The following is a 22,284-nucleotide window of genomic DNA, read 5'->3' on the forward strand; positions in this document are numbered from 1 at the left end:
AAAAGAGGTGAAGTGAAATGACATCTACGAATACAATTATTCAATTTGAAAATGTGACCAAGCAATATGATAATGATTCAGTTGTATTGGATCATGTAAGCTTTGAAATTGAAAAAGGGAAATTTTATACCCTCTTAGGTCCATCGGGATGTGGAAAGACAACGATTTTACGATTAATTGCAGGCTTTACGGAAGCCTCAAGCGGAACGATTTATTTTAATGGGAAAAGAATTAATGATGTTCCGGCTAACAAACGTCAGGTTAATACGGTTTTTCAAGACTACGCGCTTTTCCCCCATTTGAATGTATTTGAAAATGTAGCATTTGGTCTTCGAATCAAGAAGATGAAAAATGCTGATATTACAATAAAAGTTAAAGAAGCCCTTCGTTTTGTTAACTTACAAGGATATGAAAACAGAGAAATAAAGGAAATGTCGGGCGGCCAAAGACAGCGCGTAGCAATTGCACGAGCAATTGTAAATCAGCCCGAAGTCATTTTGCTGGACGAGCCGCTTTCAGCTCTTGATCTAAAATTGCGTACGGAAATGCAATACGAGTTAAGAGAATTACAGCGTCGTCTAGGTATTACGTTCATTTTTGTTACGCACGATCAAGAAGAAGCGCTTGCGATGTCCGATGAAATCTTTGTTTTGAATAAAGGAAGAATTCAGCAGAGCGGGGAACCTACAGATATTTATGATGAGCCAATTAATCGTTTTGTTGCCGATTTTATTGGTGAATCAAATATTGTACCAGGTAAAATGATTGCTGACTTTTTAGTGGAGTTTGGCGGCCAGCAATTTGAATGTGTTGATCAAGGATTAAACCAAAATGAGCAGGTTGAAATTGTGATTCGTCCTGAAGATTTAGCCATTACAAGCTCCGATCAAGGAAAGCTGCAGGTTCGTGTAGATTCACAGCTGTTCAGAGGAGTCCATTATGAAATTTTAGGCTATGACCATGCAGGGAATGAGTGGCTCGTTCACTCTACGAAAAAGGCAACGGTTGGCGAAGAAATTGGTTTATATTTTGAACCTGAAGCTATTCATGTTATGCGATTTAATGAAACGGAAGAAGAATTCGATAAGCGACTCGAAGGTTATGAAGAGGATTACGATGCAAACTAAATCAAGAAATATTTACTTAGTCCCTTACGTGTTATGGATTTTGCTTTTTGTAGTTGCTCCCATTGTATTAGTTGTCTATTATTCTTTTTTCAGCATCGATAATGAGCTGACGCTTGAAAACTATAAGAAATTTTTTACCCCAGTTTATTTACAGATGACACTGAGTTCATTTTGGTATGCTTTTTTAATTACGTTATTTTCATTGGTTTTTTCTTATCCTACAGCTTATTTACTAACGAAGCTTAAGCACAAGCAGCTTTGGCTTCTACTGATTATTTTACCGACGTGGATTAACCTATTATTAAAAGCTTATGCTTTTTTAGGTATATTTGGCACGTATGGTACGGTTAATAAGTTTACTGAATTTCTGGGACTTGGTACTCATCAAATTTTATTTACTGACTTTAGTTTTGTATTTGTATCGGTGTATATTTTTATCCCCTTTATGATTTTGCCGATCTTTAACTCTTTAGAAGAACTTAATCCCTCGCTTATCTACGCTTCGCGAGACTTGGGGGCATCTTCATGGGTGACATTTAAGCGCGTGGTATTTCCGCTAACGCTAGAAGGGGTTAAATCAGGTTGTCAGGCTGTTTTTATTCCAGCACTATCACTCTTTATGATTACGCGTTTAATTGCTGGAAACCGCGTCATTACACTGGGAACAGCGATTGAACAACATTTTTTAGTGACGCAGGATTGGGGCATGGGCGCCACAATAGCCGTCTTTTTAATTATTGCGATGGCCGTTATGATGCTCATAACAGGCACTGGAAAGAGAGGTGTGTAAAATGAAGAGAAAGTGGAAGTTCAGCCACCTTTATTTATTTTTTGTGTTTTTCATTTTATACGCGCCCATTTTTTATTTAATGTATTACTCTTTTAACAGCGGAGGGAACATGCGTGAATTTGAAGGGTTTACGTTAGATTGGTACAAAGAAGTGTTTCAAGACACACGTTTGCTTATTATTGTCTTGAATACCCTTATTATTGCTCTATTGTCTTCGGTTATTTCAACTATTATTGGCGTGATAGGGGCACTTGCTATCGTATACGTGAAGCGCAGACGTGTTCAAAATACGCTGTTAACATTTAATAATGTGTTAATTGTGAGTCCAGATGTTATTATTGGAGCATCTTTTTTAATTCTATTTACCATTATCGGTGTAAAGCTCGGATTTATATCGGTATTATTAGCGCATATTGCATTCAGTGTACCGATTGTGGTCATCATGGTTCTGCCTAAGCTGCAGGAAATGAGTCCGACACTGCTCGATGCAGCCCGTGATTTGGGAGCAAGCCGCTTTGAAGTACTTTCGAAAGTGGTATTGCCATTTATTCGTCCTGGTATCTTTGCAGGCTTTTTTATGGCTTTAACTTACTCTTTGGATGACTTTGCGGTTACGTTCTTTGTGACCGGGAACGGTTTTTCCACGCTTTCAGTAGAAATTTACTCGTTAGCAAGAAGAGGGGTCTCGCTGAAAATCAATGCTCTTTCTACTCTTATTTTCATGTTTACCGTGCTGATTGTAATTGGTTATTACTTTATCAGTCAGCGATATAGCAATAAAGTGAAAGGGGTGGCGACTGGAAAATGAAGCAATTAGCAAAGCCGTTTATCTTCATCGTCATCCTTTCTTTCGTTCTTATGTATGTGGTTCATCATTTGAACAATGCCGAAGGATACTCTGGAGGAGATACGCTGACTGTCTATAATTGGGGAGATTATATTGATCCTGATTTAGTGAATCAGTTTGAAAAAGAAACCGGAATTAAAGTCATTTATCAGACTTTTGATTCGAATGAAGCAATGATGACCAAAATTGAACAAGGCGGTACGACATTTGATATTGCTGTGCCTTCTGAGTACGCGATTAGCAAGATGTGTGAAGAAAATTTACTATTGCCAATTGATCATTCGAAGCTGCCTAATCTAAAATACATTAATCCGCGTTTTTTAGACTTATCCTTTGATCCTGGCAATAAGTACTCTATTCCTTATTTTTGGGGAACTGTGGGTATTGTGTACAACTCTGATATGATTCATGGTAAGAAGATAAAAAGTTGGGATGATTTATGGGATCCTAAGCTGAAAAATCAAATTTTACTTGCAGATGGCGCTAGAGAAGTGATGGGAATGGGGCTAAACAGCTTAAATTATTCATTAAATGATACGAATAAAGCCCATCTTCAAGAAGCAAAAAGAAAGCTTGATACATTAACACCAAATGTTAAAGCCATTGTAGGAGACGAGATTAAGATGCTCCTAGCAAATGAAGAAGCGGCAATTGGCGTTGTTTGGTCAGGCGATGCTTCTGAAATTATGAGTGAAAACGATAAGCTGAATTACGTTGTTCCAGAAGAAGGTTCAAATTTATGGTTTGATAACATGGTTATTCCCAAAACGGCTAAAAACGTAGAAGGCGCACATAAATTCATGAATTTTATGTTAGATCCTAAACACGCTGCTCAAAACGCGGAATATGTAGGGTATTCTACGCCTAATAAACAAGCGTTAGATTATTTGCCAAAAGAAGTAGCGGAAGATGAACGTTTTTATCCAGAGGAAGAACTAACAAAAAAGCTTGAAGTATATAATAACTTAGGCAAACGAATGCTTGCTTATTACAATGAATTATTTTTAGAATTTAAAATGCACCGTAAATAAAAGGAACTTAATTAGGTCTTTATACTTAAGTTCTTTATTGTTTTTGTAAATTCAGTTGCGTGATAGAAAGAGGAAAGATAAAATACAAACGAGTAAAGCTAATAACATTTATTTTATGTTATTAGCTTTTTTATTTGTAAAACGGGAAAGATAAGAAAAAATTGAATGTTCTATTATTCATCTAGAATTTATATTTCACATTATATAGGAGAGAAAAAGTGAAGCAAAAACAAAAGCAGCATATTCAATCCATTTATTTTTTACGATTATTCGCTATGATGATGGTTGTGCTCGTACATGTAACAGCAGCATATGCAACGGTACTGCCATTTGCAAGCGAAGCTTATCAGAAATATCATTTTCTTAACCGAATTGTTCGAATTGAAGCAGGGATCTTTATTGTGATCACAGGTTTGGTTTTCTTTTATAGTTATATTAACAAGCCTTTAACAAAGACTTTATGGAAAACGTATTATGCTCGAAGAGTGACATATATTTTGGTTCCCTATATTATTTGGGCACTTATTTATGAATTTTATTCGTACTATGTAGGAGCAACAGAATTAAATGCAGCTGATATTGTGAAACGTATTTTACGCGGAGAGTCCTACTATCAGCTTCATTTTATCTTTTTAATTGTACAAGTTTATCTCGTGCTGCCGGTTTTTGTATGGCTAGCACAAAAAGTAACCATTTTTAAAAAATACATGTGGCTGTTTGGCATTATCATTCAGCTTGGTTATTTAATGCTTAACAATACGTATCATATCACTTCATTTAATTTATTTTTAAATACAATGGCTACGTTTTTACTCGGCGGTTGGATTGGCATTTATTATCGTGAGCAAGTGGATAAAAAGTACAGTCGTTCGAATATTGTATTATTTCTAGTGACGCTCGGATCGGGAATAGCTATTTCACTGTTAAATTATCACTTGTACACAATGAAGACAATCCAAATTTCAGGCTTTACGTATGAGGCTGTTAATACGCTTTATTTGGTCGCTGGAAGTTATTTCTTCTTCCGAATTGCAGAGATATTAGCTGAAAAGCTTTCTGTGAAGTCTGTGACGATTGTTAAAAATATTGCCATGTATTCGTTTGGATTTTACTTGATTCACCCAATGGTTTTAAACTTTGTGGCAAAAGCAGTACCAATACAAGGCAACTACATGTTTCACTTTGAAATCTTGGCACGCTATATTCTAACATTAGCGGGCTGTTACCTCATCATTTGGGGATGTCATCGTCTTTTACCGTTTGCTAGCTTTTTGTTTGGTAAACTGCCAAAAGAAGCGGTGTTCATTTACCGACGTCCGGATCATAAATAGCGTTTAGTTAAAAGTTATGTCTGCTTGCAGGCATAACTTTTTTTATAAAGTATAAGAGATGATAACACGCTAGTTTTAAAATATTTTTAAAAGTGACATGCTAAGATAATGCTTACTTAGGTACTCACAAAAGGGGGAGTTTGATATGCGTGTACTTGTGGTAGAAGATGATGCTTCATTATTACACGGTATCGTAGAAGGCTTAAAAGAAGAAGGATATGAAGTTGATTGTGCGTCTGAAGGAGATGAAGGTTTGTTTTTAGCAGAGCAGAATATTTATGATGCCTTGATTTTAGATATTATGCTGCCGGGTATGACAGGGCTTGACATACTAAAAAAGCTAAGAAAACAAAAGGTGCTGACGAAAGTTATTTTTCTCACTGCAAAAGATAGTGTAGAAGATCGAGTGAAAGGGCTCGATTATGGAGCTGATGATTATTTGGTTAAGCCTTTTGCTATGGCTGAACTTTTTGCAAGGTTAAGGGTGATGCTCAGAGACTTGCAGGCAGAAGAAGGCATGATTTCATATGGTCCCATTTCTATACGAGAAGCCAATCATGAAGTTATGATAAATGGGAGTGCCCTAACGTTAACGATTAAAGAATTTCAGCTTTTGGAATACTTTATTCGAAATAAAGAACAAATCCTTATTCGAGATCAAATTTTTAATCGGGTATGGGGATTTACATCTGACGTAGGAGTGGGTGTAGTAGATGTCTATGTTCACCATTTAAGAAAGAAGCTTCAGCCTTTTAATTGTGACGGTTATGTACGTACAGTGAGAGGCGTAGGCTTTATGTTAAAAGGGGAAGAGCATGTTTAAAAAGACGAGAATCAGGCTTGTGTTATTTAACACAATCGTGCTGATGGTTATTTTGAGCATTTTTAGTTTAGTTTTATATGTTTATATGCAGCATGTTATTTTTTTAAATCCAGACAATCGGTTAAGTGAGATGAGCGAGCAAGTTAAAAAAAGAAACTTACATGAAATTCAGGAAAACAATGAGAGAGAAACAGAAAGACGCGTTGCGTTTTTACTTTGGAGCAGTGATAAAAAACTAATCAAAATCACACCTAAAAAAGGTTTATATACAAACGATATTGACGACTTTAAGCCTGCGCTCTCAGAAGGAAAAACCCAAACGTCGCAAGAGGTAAACGGTCATGCTTATCGAGTGATGAATGTGAAAAACGAAGGATATATAAAAGACCAAGACGTTTCAACGATTCAACTTGTCTTAAACGTAGATCCAGAAACTCAAACCTTAGAGCACCTTGCTTTTCTTCTTATCATTTCAGCGTTTATTGGACTGCTTCTTTCGCTTGTAGCTGGCTTGTTTTTAGCTAATCGAGCGCTTGTACCTATACAAAAGTCGTGGAACAAACAGGTCGAATTTATTGCAGATGCTTCCCATGAGTTAAGAACGCCTCTTTCCGTGATGCAAACGCATCTCGAGCTATTGTTTAGACGACCAAATCATACGATCGAGCAAGAAAGCGAAAATATTTATCAAAGCTTAAACGAAGTGAAGCGGATGACGAAGTTGGTGGGTAACTTACTAACACTGGCTAGATCTGATTCAAGTGCCCAGCTGCTAAATAAAACGGTCTTTAATATGGGCGAGCTGGTTGATAAAGTAGCTAATCAATTTGAGCCCATATTTGAACTAAAGGAGCTGCACTTCACAAGGGAAATTGAATCGTTAATGTGCGGAGGAGATCGAGAACGACTTCATCAGCTATGTATGATTTTATTAGATAACGCTTTTAAATACACTCCATCTGGAGAAAGCATTCACATCAGTCAAAAGAAACATCATCACTCTATGACGTTAATCGTTAGAGACACAGGCATTGGAATTGAAGCGAAAGACCTTCCATATGTGTTTGATCGCTTTTATCGAAGTGATAAGAGCCGAGCACGTGCCGAAGGAGGGTCAGGTTTAGGTCTCGCGATTGCCAAATGGATTGTACAAGCTCATGATGGAGAAATTAAGGTTTTTAGCCAAAAAAACGTGGGTACGGAATTTCACGTGAAAATTCCGCTATGAAAAAGCTGCCTATCATCAGGCAGCTTTTTTCATCACTTTTTTATTGGCAGTCTTCCACGCTTTCCATGCATTAGCAAGTAACAGGCCAATTAATAAATAGGCAAGGCCGCCAAAAACTAAGTAATCTACAGCGCTAATCGCGCCCGCAAGCAGCCCAAATTTTATTTGGTCTTTATACTTGGCAGGAGAAGTTGGCGGATCCGTCACCATGAAGAAGGCTAAAAATAAAGCGGAATTAACAAAAGGAGCTCGTAAAGCATCCGCTACATCGCCTACTCCTATTAATGACATAATCGTGAAAATAGCAAAATACACGCCCAAAAACGCAAATACTTGAGGGAATTTATTTACCTTGCTCGTCACAAGGTACCCCGTCACAAATACGAATACAATGAGCCATACGGGTAGTAAAGATAAGCTTCCCCACCAGCTTTGGCCGCTTGAAAAGACAATAAGTGAAAAGAGAAGACCAAAAGCGGCAGGGTTAAAAATAGGCTTCTTTTTTACTTTTACGAAGTGCTTGGATAAAATCGCAACAGCTACAGTGCAAAATGTGACCCAAGCAGGTGTAGAGGTGCTGAGCACTAAGGCAATAATTAATCCAGTAATAATTCCGCCGTCAGGAAGCTGAATTTTCTTTTTATAAGCAAAAGAAAATCCTAAATCTAAGGCAGCCGCCGAGCATACGGCAAGCAGTAGGTGTCCTAATCCTTGAAAGGCAGAAGAGTTGAATTCACCTAATAAGGTTAAAAGCAGCAGCATAGCCATCACGTATCTTTTTGGTGTTTTAACTAGCTGCGCCCAAAGACTTATTTCTTTTGGTTTGTTTTCATCTACAATAATATAACCTTTTGGTGTACTGATATATTTAACGCCGCTTCTTCGTTCAGAACGTGTGGTCATAATTCATTAATTCCTCCATATCTGATGTAAAAAAAGGAGTGAAACTAGAATCGAAGAGTACGCCGCCTATGTCGGCATCATTCAATAAATTTATTCCTTTTTCCGCTCCTAAAATAAAAGCTGACGTAGATAATGCATCGGCCAGCATGGCAGAAGGAGAAATAGCTGTACAACTCAGTAGACTGCTTCCAGTGGATGGAGATAAGGGATTAACCAAATGATGCATGAATGGTTGCGTCTTATTTTTTCTAGCATAATTTCCTGATGTGCAGACAGCCGTATCTGTTACACGTAAAGTCAGTAATGACTGCGTTTGAATTCCAGGGTGCTGAATCCCGACTTTCCATAACTCTCCGTGTTGATTGCGTCCTTTAACTAGGATGTCTCCTCCTGCATTAATCATAAAATGCTGATAAGGAAGGGAGCGGGCAGCCAAATCAATCGCCAACCCTTTGGCGACCGCTCCAAGATCTATAATCATCGGTTTTTGTAAACAAACCGTTTTTTTATGTGTATCCAATACGATATCTTTATAACTTCCAGAATCGACTGCTTCGTCCACTTGTACGGGCTTTCCATATAAGTAGTGTTCGTTAAAACCGCGGTTTTCTAATTGTTTTCCTACCGTTGGGTCAAAGATTCCATTTGTTTCATTTGCTACTAAGACAGCGAAATGAAGGGCTTCAAATAATAGAGGACTAACAGAAACGGGTTCTTTGACATGTCTAATTAGTTTCATAACTTCGCTTTTGGCATCAAATCGACTGCACGTCGTTTCAACGGTTTTAAAAATAGTAAATGCCTTTGAGATGTGGTGAAGGACATTTGCCTCATCTGATTGCGGAGCAATTACTTGAATGGACACGGTTGTTCCCATACATAAGACAGAGCGGCTATACGTTTTTATGGACATCATTCGTTTCTCCTTTATGCATTCATTGCTTGCTGAAGTGCGTCGTCCACGGCATTTTGAAAATCTTCTGTACTAAGCGTTGCTCCGCTCACGACGTCGACATCTGAGCTTTGTCTTTGTACGACTTGAGTCGGAAGGCCCTCAATGTAACTTTCCGAATAGTGAGTATCCGCTTCTGTAATTTCAACGGTATCAATTCGGTCGTTTTTAATGGTCACGGATACGTAGACCGTTCCGATACGGTTGCTTCCTTGGCCAGAATACGTTCCATCTTTGTATTTTGTTTTAGAAGCAGAACTTTCGGCACTCGCTGATGACTGTTTCTTATGAGAGGAAGCAATATCTTCTCCCCAGCTGTCATTGACAATCGTTTGATTGTCTGTCTGATCTGTCGTTTTCTTCTGATGATGAGCAGGTGTGACTTGAACAGCTTGTGCATCAGATAGAGTGTTTATATAACCAGTTGCATAAATACTTCCAATGGCTACGCTGCATGCAGCAATCATCTTCTTTCCCATTTTACTCATGTTTGTTGAACCTCCTGTTTTGTACCAGAACTATAGTTTCGATTATTGATGGTTGTCTTTAGCATAAATAAACTTTACAAATAAACTTTTAAAAAAGATTTAAAATCAAAAAAGTTTTTTCGAAAATAAATGATCCAAGTGAAAAGGTCATTTTAAATAATGAAAGGAGAAGCTGGAATTTCTTTCACAAGCCTAGCTATTTTGACATACGTAATAATAGTTAATATTTCTGTTTACTATCTAAACGTGCATGATAAAATAGAAAAGATGAATATGTGTTAGGAGGAACATCAGTGAAAATTAAGCTTGGCCTTTTATACGGAGGAAAATCCGCTGAACATAAAGTATCTTTACAAACAGCTCTAGCAGTTTCAAAAGCAATTAACCACGATAAATATGAAGTGCATCCAATTTACATTACAGAAACAGGAAAGTGGATTCGCGGCACACAGCTGACTGGTCCGCTTGAAACAGTTGCTCAATTAGAAATTCAAGATAACGGAACTGCTATTTCACCAGTTTCATTGAATACGGAAATGTTTGCATTAACAGATTCAAAAACAGATGATCAGCTAGATGTTATTTTCCCACTTCTTCATGGTCCAAATGGAGAAGATGGTACGGTACAAGGATTATTAGAATTATTGAATATTCCTTATGTTGGAAACGGTGTATTAGCTTCAGCAGCTGGTATGGATAAAGTTGTAATGAAGCAGCTGTTTGCACAGGCAGGTCTGCCTCAAGTAGAGTACGTATCATTTATCCGCCGCGAGTGGGAAGCAGATCGAACGGCTGCTTATGAAAAAGTAGAAACACTTGGATACCCTTGCTTTGTTAAACCAGCAAACTTAGGTTCAAGCGTTGGGATTAGCAAATGTGATAACCGCGAAGAGTTAGAAGCGGCATTTGTTGAAGCTTTCTTATTCGATCGGAAAATCATTGTAGAAGCAGCAGCAGTTGGTCGTGAAGTTGAAATTGGTGTGTTAGGGAATGATGAAGCAGCTTGTTCAGTAGTTGGAGAAATCTTACCTAAAAAAGCGTTTTACGATTACAAAGCCAAATATGAAGACGGCGATACAGGTCTTATTATTCCAGCTGAAATTACAGAAGAGCAGCATCAAGAAATGTCAGCACTAGCAATCAAAGCATTTAAAGCAATTGATGGATCTGGTCTTGTACGTGCAGATTTCTTCTTAACATCAGAAGGTAAATTCATTATTAATGAAGTGAATACGATGCCTGGTTTTACACCTTTCAGTATGTTCCCGTTATTGTGGAAACACGCAGGTGTTGAATATCCAGATTTAATTGAAAAACTTGTATCACTAGCAATTGAACGTCATACCGAAAAGCAGCAAATTAAACACACAATGTAACTCACACAACACTATTCATCATGAATAGTGTTTCTGTGTTTAGTTTCAATTAATGTTATCCATAGTTTACTTTATATCGAGAGGAGCAAACCAACAATGATTAAACGTACGCTTAAACAGCTAGCTACAATGATTCCAGGAAGTGTATTTCATAGCGGGAACGAAGCAGCTGTAATTGAGGGAGTCTCAATTGATACGAGAACCATTCAGCAAGGTAATTTATATATCCCAATCAAAGGGGAGCGTTTTAACGGGCATACATTTGTTCATAAAGCAATTGAAAACGGAGCGGTCGCTACACTGTGGAACAAAGATGAAGAAAATCCACCGACAGACATTAGTGTTATTTTAGTCGATGATACGCTAGTAGCTCTTCAGCAATTAGCGAAATCTTATCGTCACGAGTTAGATATTAAAGTAGTGGGCATTACAGGAAGTAACGGAAAAACAACGGCAAAAGACATGGTGAAAGCTGTGCTCGATACAACTTATCGTGTGCTGAAAACAGATGGAAACTTTAATAATCACATTGGCATGCCGCTTACTATTTTGCGTTTAGATGAAACTCATGATATTGCAGTTTTAGAAATGGGCATGAGCAGCCGAGGGGAAATTGAGTTTCTTTCTAATTTAGCGGAGCCTGATGTGGCCATTATTACAAATATCGGAGAATCGCACCTTCAAGACTTAGGAAGCCGTGATGGAATTGCGGAGGCAAAATTAGAAATTACAAGCGGCTTAGCGCCAACAGGTCAGCTTGTCTATAATGGTGATGAGCCACTTTTAACGTCGCGCGTTGTTAATCCAGTATTTGAAACGGTGACATTTGGCAGCTCAGAACAAAACGATTTGTATCCAAGTGCTATTTCAGCTGAAGAGTTAGGCACAACATTCACTGTTTCACGTGAAACAACATGTTCATTCTTTATCCCGGTATTAGGTAAACATAATGTTCACAATGCGCTTTCTGCTATTGCGGTAGGTCATTATTTTGGACTAGACAATGAAACAATCGCTAAGGGATTAAAAGAATTAAAGCTAACCAATATGCGTATGGAGCTCGTGAAAAGAACAGATGGCCTGACCTTCATTAATGACGCATATAATGCAAGCCCAACGTCCGTTAAAGCTGCTATTACGTTGATGCATGATTTAGAAGGCTATAAGCAAAAAATTCTTGTTCTCGGCGATATGCTTGAATTAGGTGATCAGGAAAAAGAGTTCCACAAAGAAGTGGGAGAGTTTATTCAAGCAGAAAAAATTGATTATGTTCTAACATACGGCCCCTTATCTGTTGAAATTGAGCAAGGAGCAAAAAATAATTTTGCAGAAGATAAGGTAATGCACTTTGAGGAGAAAGATGAGCTTGTTAAAAAATTAACAGCGATTACAACAAGAGAAGATGTGGTTTTAGTGAAAGCATCTCGAGGGATGAAGCTTGAGGAAGTTATCTCAAAAATGATGCATAAATTACCGTGATATTAAAAAGAGTATAAGTAAGCTCTATTGCAAACGGAAAGCCATAGTGTTATGATGTAGTCTGAGTGTCTTGAGGCGCTTATACTCTAAACGTTGAATTTATTGAAGTAGTCGTTTAGAGCATTTTCCGTTTCCTCGGAGAATGCTTTTTTTTGTAAAATATAGATAGTCTAAATATAAAAGGAGTTTGAAAAACTTGGCATTATTTCAAGATTTAGGATTAAGTCAACAGCTTAATAAAGCTGTGAGTAAAATGGGTTTTGAAGAAGCAACACCAATTCAATCAGAAACTATCCCATTAGCACTAGAAGGTCACGATTTGATCGGACAAGCACAAACAGGAACAGGGAAAACAGCGGCATTTGGTATTCCTCTTATTGAAAAAGTTGATGTAAACGTAGATGCAATTCAAGGGTTAATTATTGCTCCTACTCGTGAACTTGCTGTACAGGTATCTGAAGAACTTTACAAAATTGGTCAAACAAAGCGCGTACGCGTGCTATCAATTTACGGTGGTCAAGATATCAGTCGTCAAATTCGTGCATTGAAAAAGCACCCTCATATCATCGTAGGGACACCAGGGCGTATGCTAGATCATATTAATCGTCGTACACTTCGTCTACAAGATGTTCATACAGTTATTTTAGATGAAGCAGATGAAATGTTAAACATGGGATTCATCGAAGACATTGAAAAAATCTTATCAAACGTACCTGAGAACCACCAAACACTTTTATTCTCAGCAACAATGCCTACTCCAATCCGTCGCATTGCTGAAAAATTCATGAACGAACCAAAAGTGGTAAAAGTACAAGCAAAAGAAGTAACGATGCCAAACATTACGCAGTATTATTTAGAAGTACAAGAAAAGCGTAAATTTGATATCCTTACTCGTCTTTTAGATATGCAATCACCTGAATTAGCTATCATCTTTGGTCGTACAAAGCGCCGTGTTGATGAGCTATCAGAAGCATTAAATATGCGTGGTTATTCTGCACAAGGTATCCACGGTGACTTGACGCAATCGAAACGTCTATCTGTACTACGTCAATTTAAAGAAGGTTCTATTGATGTATTAGTTGCGACGGACGTAGCTGCACGCGGACTTGATATTTCTGGTGTTACTCATGTATACAACTTTGATATCCCTCAAGATCCAGAGAGCTATGTACACCGTATCGGACGTACAGGACGTGCTGGTAAAATGGGTGCTGCTATGACATTTGTAACGCCAAGAGAAACTGGACAGTTACACAATATTGAGCGTACAACAAAACGTAAAATGGAGCGTCTTACTCCTCCAACGCTTGATGAAGCAATGGAAGGTCAACAGCGTATTGCAGCTGACAAATTAACAGAATCTGTGACGCAAGGCAACTTATCTTACTACAAACAGTTGGCAGAAGAGTTACTTGAAGAGCACGATTCAGTTTCATTAGTGGCAGCAGCAATCAAATTATTTACAAAAGAACCAAACGAATCACCAATTCAATTAACTGCTGAACCACCGGTAATTGCAAAAGGTGATAAAAACAAACGTGGAAATGGCGGAGGTCGTTCACGTTCTAACTCTAAAAACTACTCACAGCAAAATCGTCGTGGAAACTCAAAGCGTTTTGGTGACAAGCGTCGCGGTGGAAGCAACGGCAGTGATAATAGAAATCGTAATAGCAGCAGTAATCGTAAAGATTCTCGCAGCAAAGCGTAAAATAAAAACGAGCCTTAACAGGCTCGTTTTTTTATGTGTTAATTGCTATTTTATTGGTGCACACTATGAGTAAAATAAAATGGGGTGTTCACTGATGTCGACCATTGTTCGGTTAGGTTATGTGGCGATGAGCGTTCATTTGGAAAATAGTTCTCCTTCTCAAACAATGACTTTTGCACAATTTCAGCGTGTGAAAGACCATGAAGCGGCCATTCGCAAGCTCGAACGTATTGCAATATCCAACTTAGAAAACTGCTTACGGTTATTAAAACATAATGCGTGGAGTGAAATTGAGTTTTTTCGATTCAGTTCTAAGTTAATCCCATTAGCTAACCATGAGGCGCTAAAAGATTGGAACTACATAGCTCCTTTAAAGGATGCTCTTCAGCGTATTTCTGTATTTTTGAAGGAACATCCAATGCGAGTAGATTTTCACCCGGATCATTTTGTTGTTTTAAACTCAACGGATAAAGAGGTTTTTAAGCATTCTATCCAAACTCTTCGCATGCATCAAAAGTTGCTAAAAGGAATGGACATTCCGCTTCAAAATCGCTGTGTTTTACATGTTGGAGGGGCTTATAATGATAAAGAAAAAGCACTGGAGCAGTTTATTCATAATTGGGGGCTTGTACCTCAATCCCTTCAGCAAATGATTATGTTAGAAAACGACGATACAACCTTTCATATAAAGGACGTCTTGTATTTATGTGAAAAACTAAATGTCCCAATCATTTTTGATCTTCATCATCATCAGGCAAACAATGATGAAACTTCATGGCAAGAGCATTGGGACCGTATCATTAGAACGTGGGAACAGGAAACGCTTCCTCTAAAAATGCATATATCTAGTCCTAAAAGTGATAAAGAATTTAGAGCCCATGCAGATTATATCGATGTCAATGGGTTTTACAGCTTTTTAAAAGAAGTAAATGGAACGATACCGCAAATTGATTGCATGATTGAAGCTAAGAAAAAAGATGAAGCGCTCTTTCAGTTAGTAAGAGACTTGAAGTCTTATGAAGATGTGGAATTTATTAACTCATCCACTTTTTATATTAAATCTTAAAGCAGGCCTCATATCTGTGGCTTGTTTTTCTGTTTGAACGCGAGAAAAGCGAGAAGAAATCCAGCAATACCTCCAACGAAATGAGCTGTGTTGTTGGTTCCTGGCGTTAGCAGACCTGAAAGTAATCCAATAATTAAAAAGACGACAATGATTTGCTGGTTACTTTGAGAAAGCATATGCTTTTGTTTTATTACAAGGTAGAGATAAAACCCGAGCAGCCCGAAAATAGCACCGGATGCACCTACATGGCTGTAGAAAGAAGGTTGGGTTAGAAATGTAACGATATTTCCAAGAAATCCACACGTAAGGTAGAATAGAAGAAACTTATAAGAAGAAAGAATACGCTCAGCACCTGGCCCTAACAAGAACAATGAAAATGAGTTAAAAAGAAGGTGTAAAAAGCTTAGATGCAAAAAGATAGGTGTGAAAAGTCGCCAGTAGTCTCCTTGAGAAATTAAGCTATTCACACCAATAAGCTGATGTATAAAAGATTCTGCAAGGTTTGAGGGAAGAGCGGCAAGTAACCATAGCGCAATGTGGATGCAGATAAGCGTGAAGGTAACAGGGTAAAAACGTTTAAATTCAGCTGCATTTTCTGTGCGTACGAACATATTTGTCACTCCTTTTTATAAAGGCATTTTTATATACTATTCTGTAAGAGAGGATTAAATGAAAATGATTATAGGAACTGGAATTGATATTACAGAGTTAGAGCGGATTGAAAAAATGGTGCAGCGTCAAAGTGCTTTTGTTACTCGGATTTTAACAAAAAATGAAAGAGAACGCTATGAAAAGCTATCAAGCCGACGTAAGGTCGAATTTTTAGCAGGAAGATTTGCTGTGAAGGAAGCATATTCGAAAGCTCTTGGAACAGGAATAGGAAAAGATTTCAGCTTCCAAGATATCGAAATCATGAATGATGAAAGAGGAAAACCCCACATTGTTACAAAACAACCACTGGACGCGTCCGTACACGTATCTATTTCCCACAGTGCGCACTATGCGATTGCTCAAGTAATTATTGAACGCTTGTCAAGCTAGTCTGCATATTCACTATTTCTTGTTCATATATTCATAGTGTGGATAGGGGAGACAAGATATGTTCTTGCTTCTCCGTTTAGCTGTGAATATACGAAATAAAGGAGTTGGGGAAATGCATAAAAAATGGATTGGCTTATTTGTTTGCGCCTTTTTTCTCTTAGCCTTATCAGCATGCGGTGAAAAAAGTCAGCAGGATGTAACAGATGCATTGGATGCCAAGGTACAAGAAATGGCGGGGTATAAATCAGATGCTAAGATGACATTGAATACAGGGAAAGATGCTCAAGTATACGATGTAGAGATTTGGCATAGTAAGCCTATGTATTATCGAGTGAATTTGAAAAATACAAAGAAAGATCAAAGCCAAATGATTTTGCGTAATGATGAAGGGGTTTTTGTTTTAACGCCTGCCTTAAATAAAAGCTTTCGTTTTCAAAGTGACTGGCCGCAAAATAGCAGCCAAGCTTATTTGTATGAATCCCTTGTCCAAGATATTGTGAAGGATGAAAAGGCAAGTTTTAAATCAACGGATAAGCATTATATTTTTGAAACAAAAACCAACTATCAAAATAGCACGATGCTTCCTAAACAAGAAATTACGCTGAACAAAAGTGATTTAGCGCCTGTTTCTGTTAAAATTATGGATACGGATAATAAAGTGTTAATAAAAGTTGATTTCTCTAAGGTGAAATTCGATTCTAAGTTTGATAAAGGGGCTTTTGATACAAAAAGAAACATGACAAGTGCAAAGATTGACGTTCCGACATTAGCTCAGCAGAAATCATTTAGCGTCCTTTATCCTAAGGATGTTCCAAAAGGTACAAAGCTGTCCAAGGAAAAGAAAATTGAGACGGAAAATGGCGAGAGAGTCGTTTTAATGTACAAAGGAGAAAAGCCGTTTACGCTTGTACAAGAAAAAGCGCAAGTAGCTAAAACAGCAACATCTACAGTTACTGCCGGAGAGCCATTTGATTTAGGTTTTACTGTGGGAGCTTTAACGGATAAAAGTCTATCTTGGACATATAATGGAGTAGACTTTATGCTGGCTTCTGATCAGCTAACACCAGATGAATTGAGTACAGTTGCTAGATCTGTGCAAAGTCAGATGGGAAAATAAGAGAAGCTTACAAGCCTGCATATATGTAGGCTTATTCTTTCTTAATTTGAATAAAGATCGAGATGAAGTTTGGCTATAGATGTATTATACTAACAGAGGAAAGTACGTTTAGAATGGTTCTGAAAAAAGGAAGTGTCGTAGTAATGGATGCATTTTATAGAGAAACATGGGCAGAAATTGATGTAGAAGCCATTTTTCAAAATGTGAATCATGTAAGAGAACTGATACCGGGGCATAAAACGTTAATGGCCGTAGTAAAGGCGAATGCGTACGGGCATGGAGATAAAGAAGTAGCAGAGATTGCGCTTCAAGCTGGTGCTGATATGCTAGCTGTAGCTTTTTTGGATGAAGCTATTGCTCTTCGGAAAAAAGGGATAAAGGAATCCATTTTAGTATTAGGCGCCGTGCCTACCCTACACATTCAAACTGCATTGGAGTGGGATGTAACGGTCACTGCTTATAGCAAAGCTTGGATTGAAGAAGCGGCGTCCATTCTAGATGAAAACAGTCAGCTGCATATGCATTTAAAAATAGATACAGGCATGGGTCGCTTGGGAGTTAGAACAAAAGAAGAATTACACGAAACGATGAAGATCATCGCTTCTCATTCGGGATTCGTGCTGGATGGAGTGTTTACACACTTTGCAACAGCAGACGAGCTAAACTCGTCTTATTTTGAAGAACAATACACATTCTTTGAAGAAATGGTTCGAATTGTGAAAGAGTGTAATTTTACGCCTCCGATGATTCACTGTGCAAATAGCGCAGCCTTGCTTCGTCGTCCGAAAGATATCTTTAATGGCGTACGCTTAGGTATCTCTATGTATGGCTTGAGTCCTTCTGAGGAATTAAAAGAAGTCTTGCCAATTCCGTTAAAACAAGCTTTTTCGCTGCACAGCCGTATTGTGCATGTTAAAAAAGTCAAAAAAGGGAGTCATATCAGTTACGGAGCTACTTATGAAGCTAAAGAAGATGAATGGATTGCTACTATTCCAGTAGGATACGCAGACGGCTGGATTCGTAAATTAAGCAATTTTGAAGTATTAGTAGATGGAGTTAAAGTGCCAATTGTTGGTAGAATCTGCATGGATCAATTGATGATTAAATTACCTAAAATGTATAAAACGGGTACAAAAGTAACATTTATTGGAAAACAAAAAAGTGCTGAAATTACAATTGATGAAGTAGCGAAGCATCTTGAAACAATTAATTATGAAATCCCTTGCATGGTTGCAGCAAGGGTTCCGAGGGTTTATACAAGAGATTCGCAGCATATTGATGTTAATAATTATATCTTGCGCTGAATATACATCTTCCTGAGTCAACATAAAAAGTCTGCGAACAAAAGACAATAAAATAATAACTTCCATGCATAAAAGAGGGTATCAATTGACGATAATAGTGTAGAAATTGACAGAATTAACTTTCCATTAAAGCTAATCAATGTTATGATAAGGAAAGATGAGACTATTGGTGTGTGTATTGATGTTGGAGGTGTATGTTTGTGTCTGAAGCGAGCGCAACTACAGAAATCCTAGTAAGATTACCGAAAAATTTAGTATCGGAGCTCGATCTTATGGTTAAACAAGAAAATGGCAACCGAAGTGATTTTATTCACCAAGCAACAAAATTGTACCTTCGTGAGCGAAAAAAACGCCATATTCGCGAATCAATGAGACGTGGATATATGGAGATGGCAAAGATAAACTTAAATATTGCTTCCGAGGCTTTTCTAGCAGAGTATGAAGCTGATCATACTGTGGATCGTTTAGTAAGCGGGGGGTAATGACTTGGTAGTCAAACGTGGCGACGTTTATTTTGCTGACCTATCTCCTGTTGTTGGCTCAGAACAAGGAGGCGTTCGCCCTGTACTTGTCATTCAAAATGATATAGGCAATCGTTTTAGCCCAACTGTTATTGTAGCTGCGATCACTGCTCAAATTCAAAAGGCAAAGTTACCTACGCATGTTGAAATTGATGCAAAGCGCTATGGATTTGAGCGAGATTCAGTTATTTTACTAGAACAAATTCGTACTATTGATAAACAGAGGCTAACAGACAAGATTACCCATTTAGATGATGAAATGATGGACAGAGTGGATGAAGCCTTGCAAATCAGTGTAGGACTTATCGACTTTTAGAATTATACTTCCATTTATACTAAGTTGCTCCTTTATGAGCAACTTTTTTAATTTGACTAGGAATAATCAGTAAACGTATATTGTAATAAGAAACGTTTTAAAAATGATAATATATATATAGATATAAATGAGTGTATTGACTCACAAGGAGGACCTCATGAATCAAGATTTATTCAATTATATACAAAATCATAAATCAGAAATTTTTGATCGATGGCTAGTGTTAATGAATGATGTGGAAACAGAGCGGATTAAAAATATTGTATCCGAGCAAGTGTACGTAAATGTAAGCTCTGATTTTGTAAATTTACTTTTGGCAAAAGCATTCCGTGATCAGGAAAATTTTGCAGAGGAACTAGAGGAAGTAGTAGGACGAGTTGTGAGTTTAGGATGGCCTCTTGCTTATTTGACACAGGGTATACGTAACTTGGGTCACGTAGTGGTTGAAGGGTATGTAAACAGTGAACATGTGAAGGTTGACCAAACTCATTCTGAATTATTCTATCGGTTTGATAAGTGGTTAAGCCCTATTTATAACAAAATAGTAGAACAATACTCCAACTCGTGGGAAAATACAGTTATGTTGCAAAAAGTTGCACTTCAAGAATTGTCTGCTCCATTAATACCGGTATTTGATAAAATTACAGTAATGCCGCTTGTGGGAACAATTGACACTGACCGCGCGAAGAAAATTATGGAAAATTTATTGCAAGGTGTCGTAAAGCACCGATCAGAGGTCGTATTAATAGATATTACCGGAGTACCAGTAGTGGATACGATGGTTGCCCATCATATCATTCAAGCTGCTGAAGCCGTACGTTTGGTTGGAGCCAAGTGTTTGTTAGTAGGAATTCGTCCGGAAATTGCTCAGACTATTGTGAACTTAGGTATTAACTTAAACGAAATTATTACGAAAAACTCATTAAAAAAAGGCGTAGAGTTTGCGTTAGAAATGACTGAGCGGAAAATAGTTGATATAGAATCGGAGGAATAAACGTGAGAATACCCATTTTGAAATTGTACGACTATTTATTGGTATCCATTCAATGGGAGCTGGATGATCAAACGGCTATTCAATTCCAAGAAGATTTGCTAAGTAAAATTCATCAAACTGGAGCAAAAGGAGTGGTAATCGATTTAACTTCAATTGATATGATCGATTCATTCATCGCAAAAGTGTTAGGTGACGTGGTTAGCATGTCTAATTTGATGGGGGCTAGAGTAGTATTAACAGGTATCCAGCCTGCAGTAGCTATTACACTTGTTGAGTTAGGGATTGGCCTAAATGATGTTCTTACTGCACTCGATTTAGAAAAAGGTCTTGAGAAACTCCAATCGGAATTGGGGGATTAGTATATGGAATTCCAATCCAGCGTAAAAATCGTAACAGAATGGGACATCGTAGCGGCACGCCAATTAGGTAGAAATGTGTCGAAAGAGCTAGGGTTTGGAACAGTTGACCAAGCTCGTATTACAACCGCCATTTCTGAATTAGCTCGTAATATTTACCTATATGCGGGTAAGGGTCAAATCTATATTGAGAAATTAAATCGTGGAGGAAAAAACGGTCTTCTTGTCGTAGCAACAGATGAAGGGCCAGGTATCCCCGACGTTCGCAAAGTAATGGAGGATGGATACTCAACATCGGGTGGACTAGGAGCTGGGCTTCCTGGGGTAAAACGATTGATGGATGAGTTTGACATCGAAACAAATGTCGGAGAAGGTACTGAGATTAAAGCAGTTAAGTGGCTCCGGTAGGAGGAAATAGATAATGTCTTTTGATAAAGAGATGAGAGATTTATACAAAGATATTTTGGGGAACTATATCCAAACACAAAATGAACAAATTTTGTATCAAGGACAAAAACTAAGTAGAAAATCTTTAGAGAATGAAATATCGCCAGAAGATATTGTGAGCATTCATAAAGAAGTGATTGAAGAAATTTATTCTGATATTCCAGAAAAAGTGCTGCATTCTCTGGACTTTTTACTTGAGGTAATGATTAGCTACGGTCTTGCTCTTCGTGAGCATCAAACATTAAAAAATAAGCAGCGGGAACTTCGTTCTGAGATTGAAGTTGCTGCTAACGTCCAGCAGACGCTGTTGGGGACAAAGGTTCCGGCTAGTTCAACTTTAGAAATTGGTGCGATTAGCGTACCGGCTAAACAGATGAACGGAGATTATTTTCACTTTGTAGAAGAAGAGCACGGTGGGTTAAGTATTGCCATTGCCGATGTGATTGGAAAGGGAATTCCAGCTGCAATGTGTATGTCTATGATCAAATATGCAATGGACAGCTTACCGGACTCAAGAAAAAATCCAAGTTATGTATTAGAGAACTTGAATAATATTGTAGAGCGAAACGTAGATCCAAGTATGTTTATTACGATGTTCTACGGAAGCTATAATCCCGAGACAAACTTATTTGATTATGCTTCTGCAGGGCATGAGCCAGGTTTTTATTATGATGCAAAAGCTGATTCATTTGAAGATTTGGAGGCAAAAGGACTCGTGCTAGGAGTCGATCGCCATGTGAAATATCTTCAGTACGAGCAGCAGCTTTCAAAAGGCGATATGATTGTTCTGTTAACAGATGGCGTAACAGAATGCAGAACTGAAGAAGGATTTATTGAAAGATTGGACATCATAAAATTAATTCGAAAATACATGCATTTGTCTCCTCAAGAAATTGTAGAATCTGTATATAAAGAGCTGGAAAAATTACAGCATTTTCAATTGAGGGATGACTTTACATTGATTATTTTGAAGAGTTTAGTTTAAGTATTCTAAAAAAGGGTACAGAAAAGATAGCACAAAATAAGAGGGGGTCTACTA

The 22,284-nt window shown here is 37.8% G+C and carries 24 protein-coding genes; 20 read left to right on the top strand and 4 right to left on the bottom strand.

Annotated features, from left to right (window positions below; all coding sequences use genetic code 11):
* The first annotated feature begins 17 nt into the window (after positions 1–17).
* The 7 genes from LAV82_RS27925 to LAV82_RS27955 all read left to right on the top strand — a co-directional run bounded on the left by LAV82_RS27925 (position 18) and on the right by LAV82_RS27955 (position 7,177).
* Entirely contained in the window at positions 18–1,127 is a 1,110-nt protein-coding gene (locus LAV82_RS27925; RefSeq protein WP_211079529.1) for an ABC transporter ATP-binding protein, read from the top strand.
* The gene (locus tag LAV82_RS27930) at positions 1,117–1,917 is read left to right on the top strand and encodes an ABC transporter permease (RefSeq protein WP_013054987.1); all 801 of its coding nucleotides are present in this window, start codon (positions 1,117–1,119) and stop codon (positions 1,915–1,917) included. The genes LAV82_RS27925 and LAV82_RS27930 overlap by 11 nt, the downstream gene beginning before the upstream one ends.
* Position 1,918: 1 nt before the next feature.
* A complete protein-coding gene (locus tag LAV82_RS27935; protein WP_013054988.1) occupies positions 1,919–2,725 on the top strand; it encodes an ABC transporter permease in 807 nt (268 codons plus the stop codon).
* Complete coding sequence (locus tag LAV82_RS27940; protein WP_499717413.1) at positions 2,722–3,795, top strand: ABC transporter substrate-binding protein; 1,074 nt, start codon at positions 2,722–2,724, stop codon at positions 3,793–3,795. The genes LAV82_RS27935 and LAV82_RS27940 overlap by 4 nt, the downstream gene beginning before the upstream one ends.
* Positions 3,796–4,013: 218 nt before the next feature.
* Positions 4,014–5,126, top strand: coding sequence for an acyltransferase (locus tag LAV82_RS27945; protein ID WP_057274105.1), 1,113 nt, complete (start codon positions 4,014–4,016; stop codon positions 5,124–5,126).
* Between the two features lie 145 nt (positions 5,127–5,271).
* Positions 5,272–5,949 (top strand): response regulator transcription factor, encoded by a 678-nt coding sequence (locus tag LAV82_RS27950; protein ID WP_013054991.1) that lies wholly within the window; start codon positions 5,272–5,274, stop codon positions 5,947–5,949.
* The gene (locus LAV82_RS27955; protein WP_499717414.1) at positions 5,942–7,177 is read left to right on the top strand and encodes a sensor histidine kinase; all 1,236 of its coding nucleotides are present in this window, start codon (positions 5,942–5,944) and stop codon (positions 7,175–7,177) included. The genes LAV82_RS27950 and LAV82_RS27955 overlap by 8 nt, the downstream gene beginning before the upstream one ends.
* A gap of 15 nt (positions 7,178–7,192) precedes the next feature.
* On the opposite strand, the gene LAV82_RS27960 is transcribed toward LAV82_RS27955, so the two are convergent.
* From LAV82_RS27960 to LAV82_RS27970, 3 genes are read right to left on the bottom strand one after another with little or no spacing between them, the layout of a single operon-like run.
* Complete coding sequence (locus LAV82_RS27960) at positions 7,193–8,080, bottom strand: RnfABCDGE type electron transport complex subunit D (RefSeq protein WP_499717415.1); 888 nt, start codon at positions 8,078–8,080, stop codon at positions 7,193–7,195.
* A complete protein-coding gene (locus LAV82_RS27965) occupies positions 8,064–8,993 on the bottom strand; it encodes an FAD:protein FMN transferase (RefSeq protein ID WP_240530862.1) in 930 nt (309 codons plus the stop codon). Before LAV82_RS27965 ends, LAV82_RS27960 begins: the two co-directional genes overlap by 17 nt.
* Positions 8,994–9,007: 14 nt before the next feature.
* Positions 9,008–9,520 carry an FMN-binding protein gene (locus tag LAV82_RS27970; RefSeq protein WP_499717416.1) on the bottom strand — a complete coding sequence of 171 codons (513 nt, stop codon included), beginning with the start codon at positions 9,518–9,520 and terminating at the stop codon, positions 9,008–9,010.
* A 293-nt stretch (positions 9,521–9,813) separates the two neighbouring features.
* Here LAV82_RS27970 and LAV82_RS27975 point away from each other — a divergent pair, with 293 nt between their 5' ends.
* The 4 genes from LAV82_RS27975 to uvsE all read left to right on the top strand — a co-directional run bounded on the left by LAV82_RS27975 (position 9,814) and on the right by uvsE (position 15,149).
* The gene (locus LAV82_RS27975) at positions 9,814–10,896 is read left to right on the top strand and encodes a D-alanine--D-alanine ligase (RefSeq protein ID WP_013054995.1); all 1,083 of its coding nucleotides are present in this window, start codon (positions 9,814–9,816) and stop codon (positions 10,894–10,896) included.
* Between the two features lie 96 nt (positions 10,897–10,992).
* Positions 10,993–12,375 carry a UDP-N-acetylmuramoyl-tripeptide--D-alanyl-D-alanine ligase gene (locus LAV82_RS27980; RefSeq protein ID WP_078081416.1) on the top strand — a complete coding sequence of 461 codons (1,383 nt, stop codon included), beginning with the start codon at positions 10,993–10,995 and terminating at the stop codon, positions 12,373–12,375.
* 196 nt (positions 12,376–12,571) lie between these two features.
* Complete coding sequence (gene cshA, locus LAV82_RS27985; RefSeq protein WP_016762753.1) at positions 12,572–14,083, top strand: degradosome RNA helicase CshA; 1,512 nt, start codon at positions 12,572–12,574, stop codon at positions 14,081–14,083.
* 94 nt (positions 14,084–14,177) lie between these two features.
* The gene (gene uvsE / locus LAV82_RS27990; RefSeq protein ID WP_057237521.1) at positions 14,178–15,149 is read left to right on the top strand and encodes a UV DNA damage repair endonuclease UvsE; all 972 of its coding nucleotides are present in this window, start codon (positions 14,178–14,180) and stop codon (positions 15,147–15,149) included.
* 8 nt (positions 15,150–15,157) lie between these two features.
* Here the strand turns inward: uvsE and LAV82_RS27995 are convergent, their stop codons facing one another.
* Positions 15,158–15,760, bottom strand: coding sequence for a rhomboid family intramembrane serine protease (locus LAV82_RS27995; RefSeq protein WP_499717417.1), 603 nt, complete (start codon positions 15,758–15,760; stop codon positions 15,158–15,160).
* Positions 15,761–15,824: 64 nt separating this feature from the next.
* Between LAV82_RS27995 and acpS the strand changes: the two genes are divergently transcribed.
* The 9 genes from acpS to LAV82_RS28040 all read left to right on the top strand — a co-directional run bounded on the left by acpS (position 15,825) and on the right by LAV82_RS28040 (position 22,230).
* A complete protein-coding gene (acpS, locus tag LAV82_RS28000; RefSeq protein WP_029325479.1) occupies positions 15,825–16,190 on the top strand; it encodes a holo-ACP synthase in 366 nt (121 codons plus the stop codon).
* Between the two features lie 58 nt (positions 16,191–16,248).
* Positions 16,249–17,307 carry a LolA family protein gene (locus LAV82_RS28005; protein WP_013055001.1) on the top strand — a complete coding sequence of 353 codons (1,059 nt, stop codon included), beginning with the start codon at positions 16,249–16,251 and terminating at the stop codon, positions 17,305–17,307.
* 143 nt (positions 17,308–17,450) lie between these two features.
* Positions 17,451–18,611, top strand: coding sequence for an alanine racemase (gene alr, locus LAV82_RS28010; protein WP_499717418.1), 1,161 nt, complete (start codon positions 17,451–17,453; stop codon positions 18,609–18,611).
* A gap of 200 nt (positions 18,612–18,811) precedes the next feature.
* Positions 18,812–19,093: a CopG family ribbon-helix-helix protein gene (locus LAV82_RS28015; RefSeq protein ID WP_013055003.1), complete on the top strand. Its 282-nt coding sequence runs from the start codon at positions 18,812–18,814 to the stop codon at positions 19,091–19,093.
* 4 nt (positions 19,094–19,097) lie between these two features.
* Positions 19,098–19,448 (top strand): type II toxin-antitoxin system endoribonuclease NdoA, encoded by a 351-nt coding sequence (gene ndoA, locus LAV82_RS28020; protein ID WP_013055004.1) that lies wholly within the window; start codon positions 19,098–19,100, stop codon positions 19,446–19,448.
* A gap of 157 nt (positions 19,449–19,605) precedes the next feature.
* Positions 19,606–20,442 carry an RsbT co-antagonist protein RsbRA gene (rsbRA, locus tag LAV82_RS28025; protein WP_454844742.1) on the top strand — a complete coding sequence of 279 codons (837 nt, stop codon included), beginning with the start codon at positions 19,606–19,608 and terminating at the stop codon, positions 20,440–20,442.
* 2 nt (positions 20,443–20,444) lie between these two features.
* Positions 20,445–20,801, top strand: coding sequence for an STAS domain-containing protein (locus LAV82_RS28030; RefSeq protein ID WP_013055006.1), 357 nt, complete (start codon positions 20,445–20,447; stop codon positions 20,799–20,801).
* Positions 20,802–20,804: 3 nt separating this feature from the next.
* A complete protein-coding gene (locus LAV82_RS28035; RefSeq protein WP_013055007.1) occupies positions 20,805–21,206 on the top strand; it encodes an anti-sigma regulatory factor in 402 nt (133 codons plus the stop codon).
* 13 nt (positions 21,207–21,219) lie between these two features.
* Positions 21,220–22,230, top strand: coding sequence for a PP2C family protein-serine/threonine phosphatase (locus LAV82_RS28040; protein WP_013055008.1), 1,011 nt, complete (start codon positions 21,220–21,222; stop codon positions 22,228–22,230).
* The last annotated feature ends 54 nt before the right edge of the window (positions 22,231–22,284 follow it).

It is taken from the genome of Bacillus sp. ILBB4 (genome assembly GCF_035064545.1).
In the GTDB taxonomy this organism is placed as follows: Bacteria; Bacillota; Bacilli; order Bacillales; family Bacillaceae_H; genus Priestia.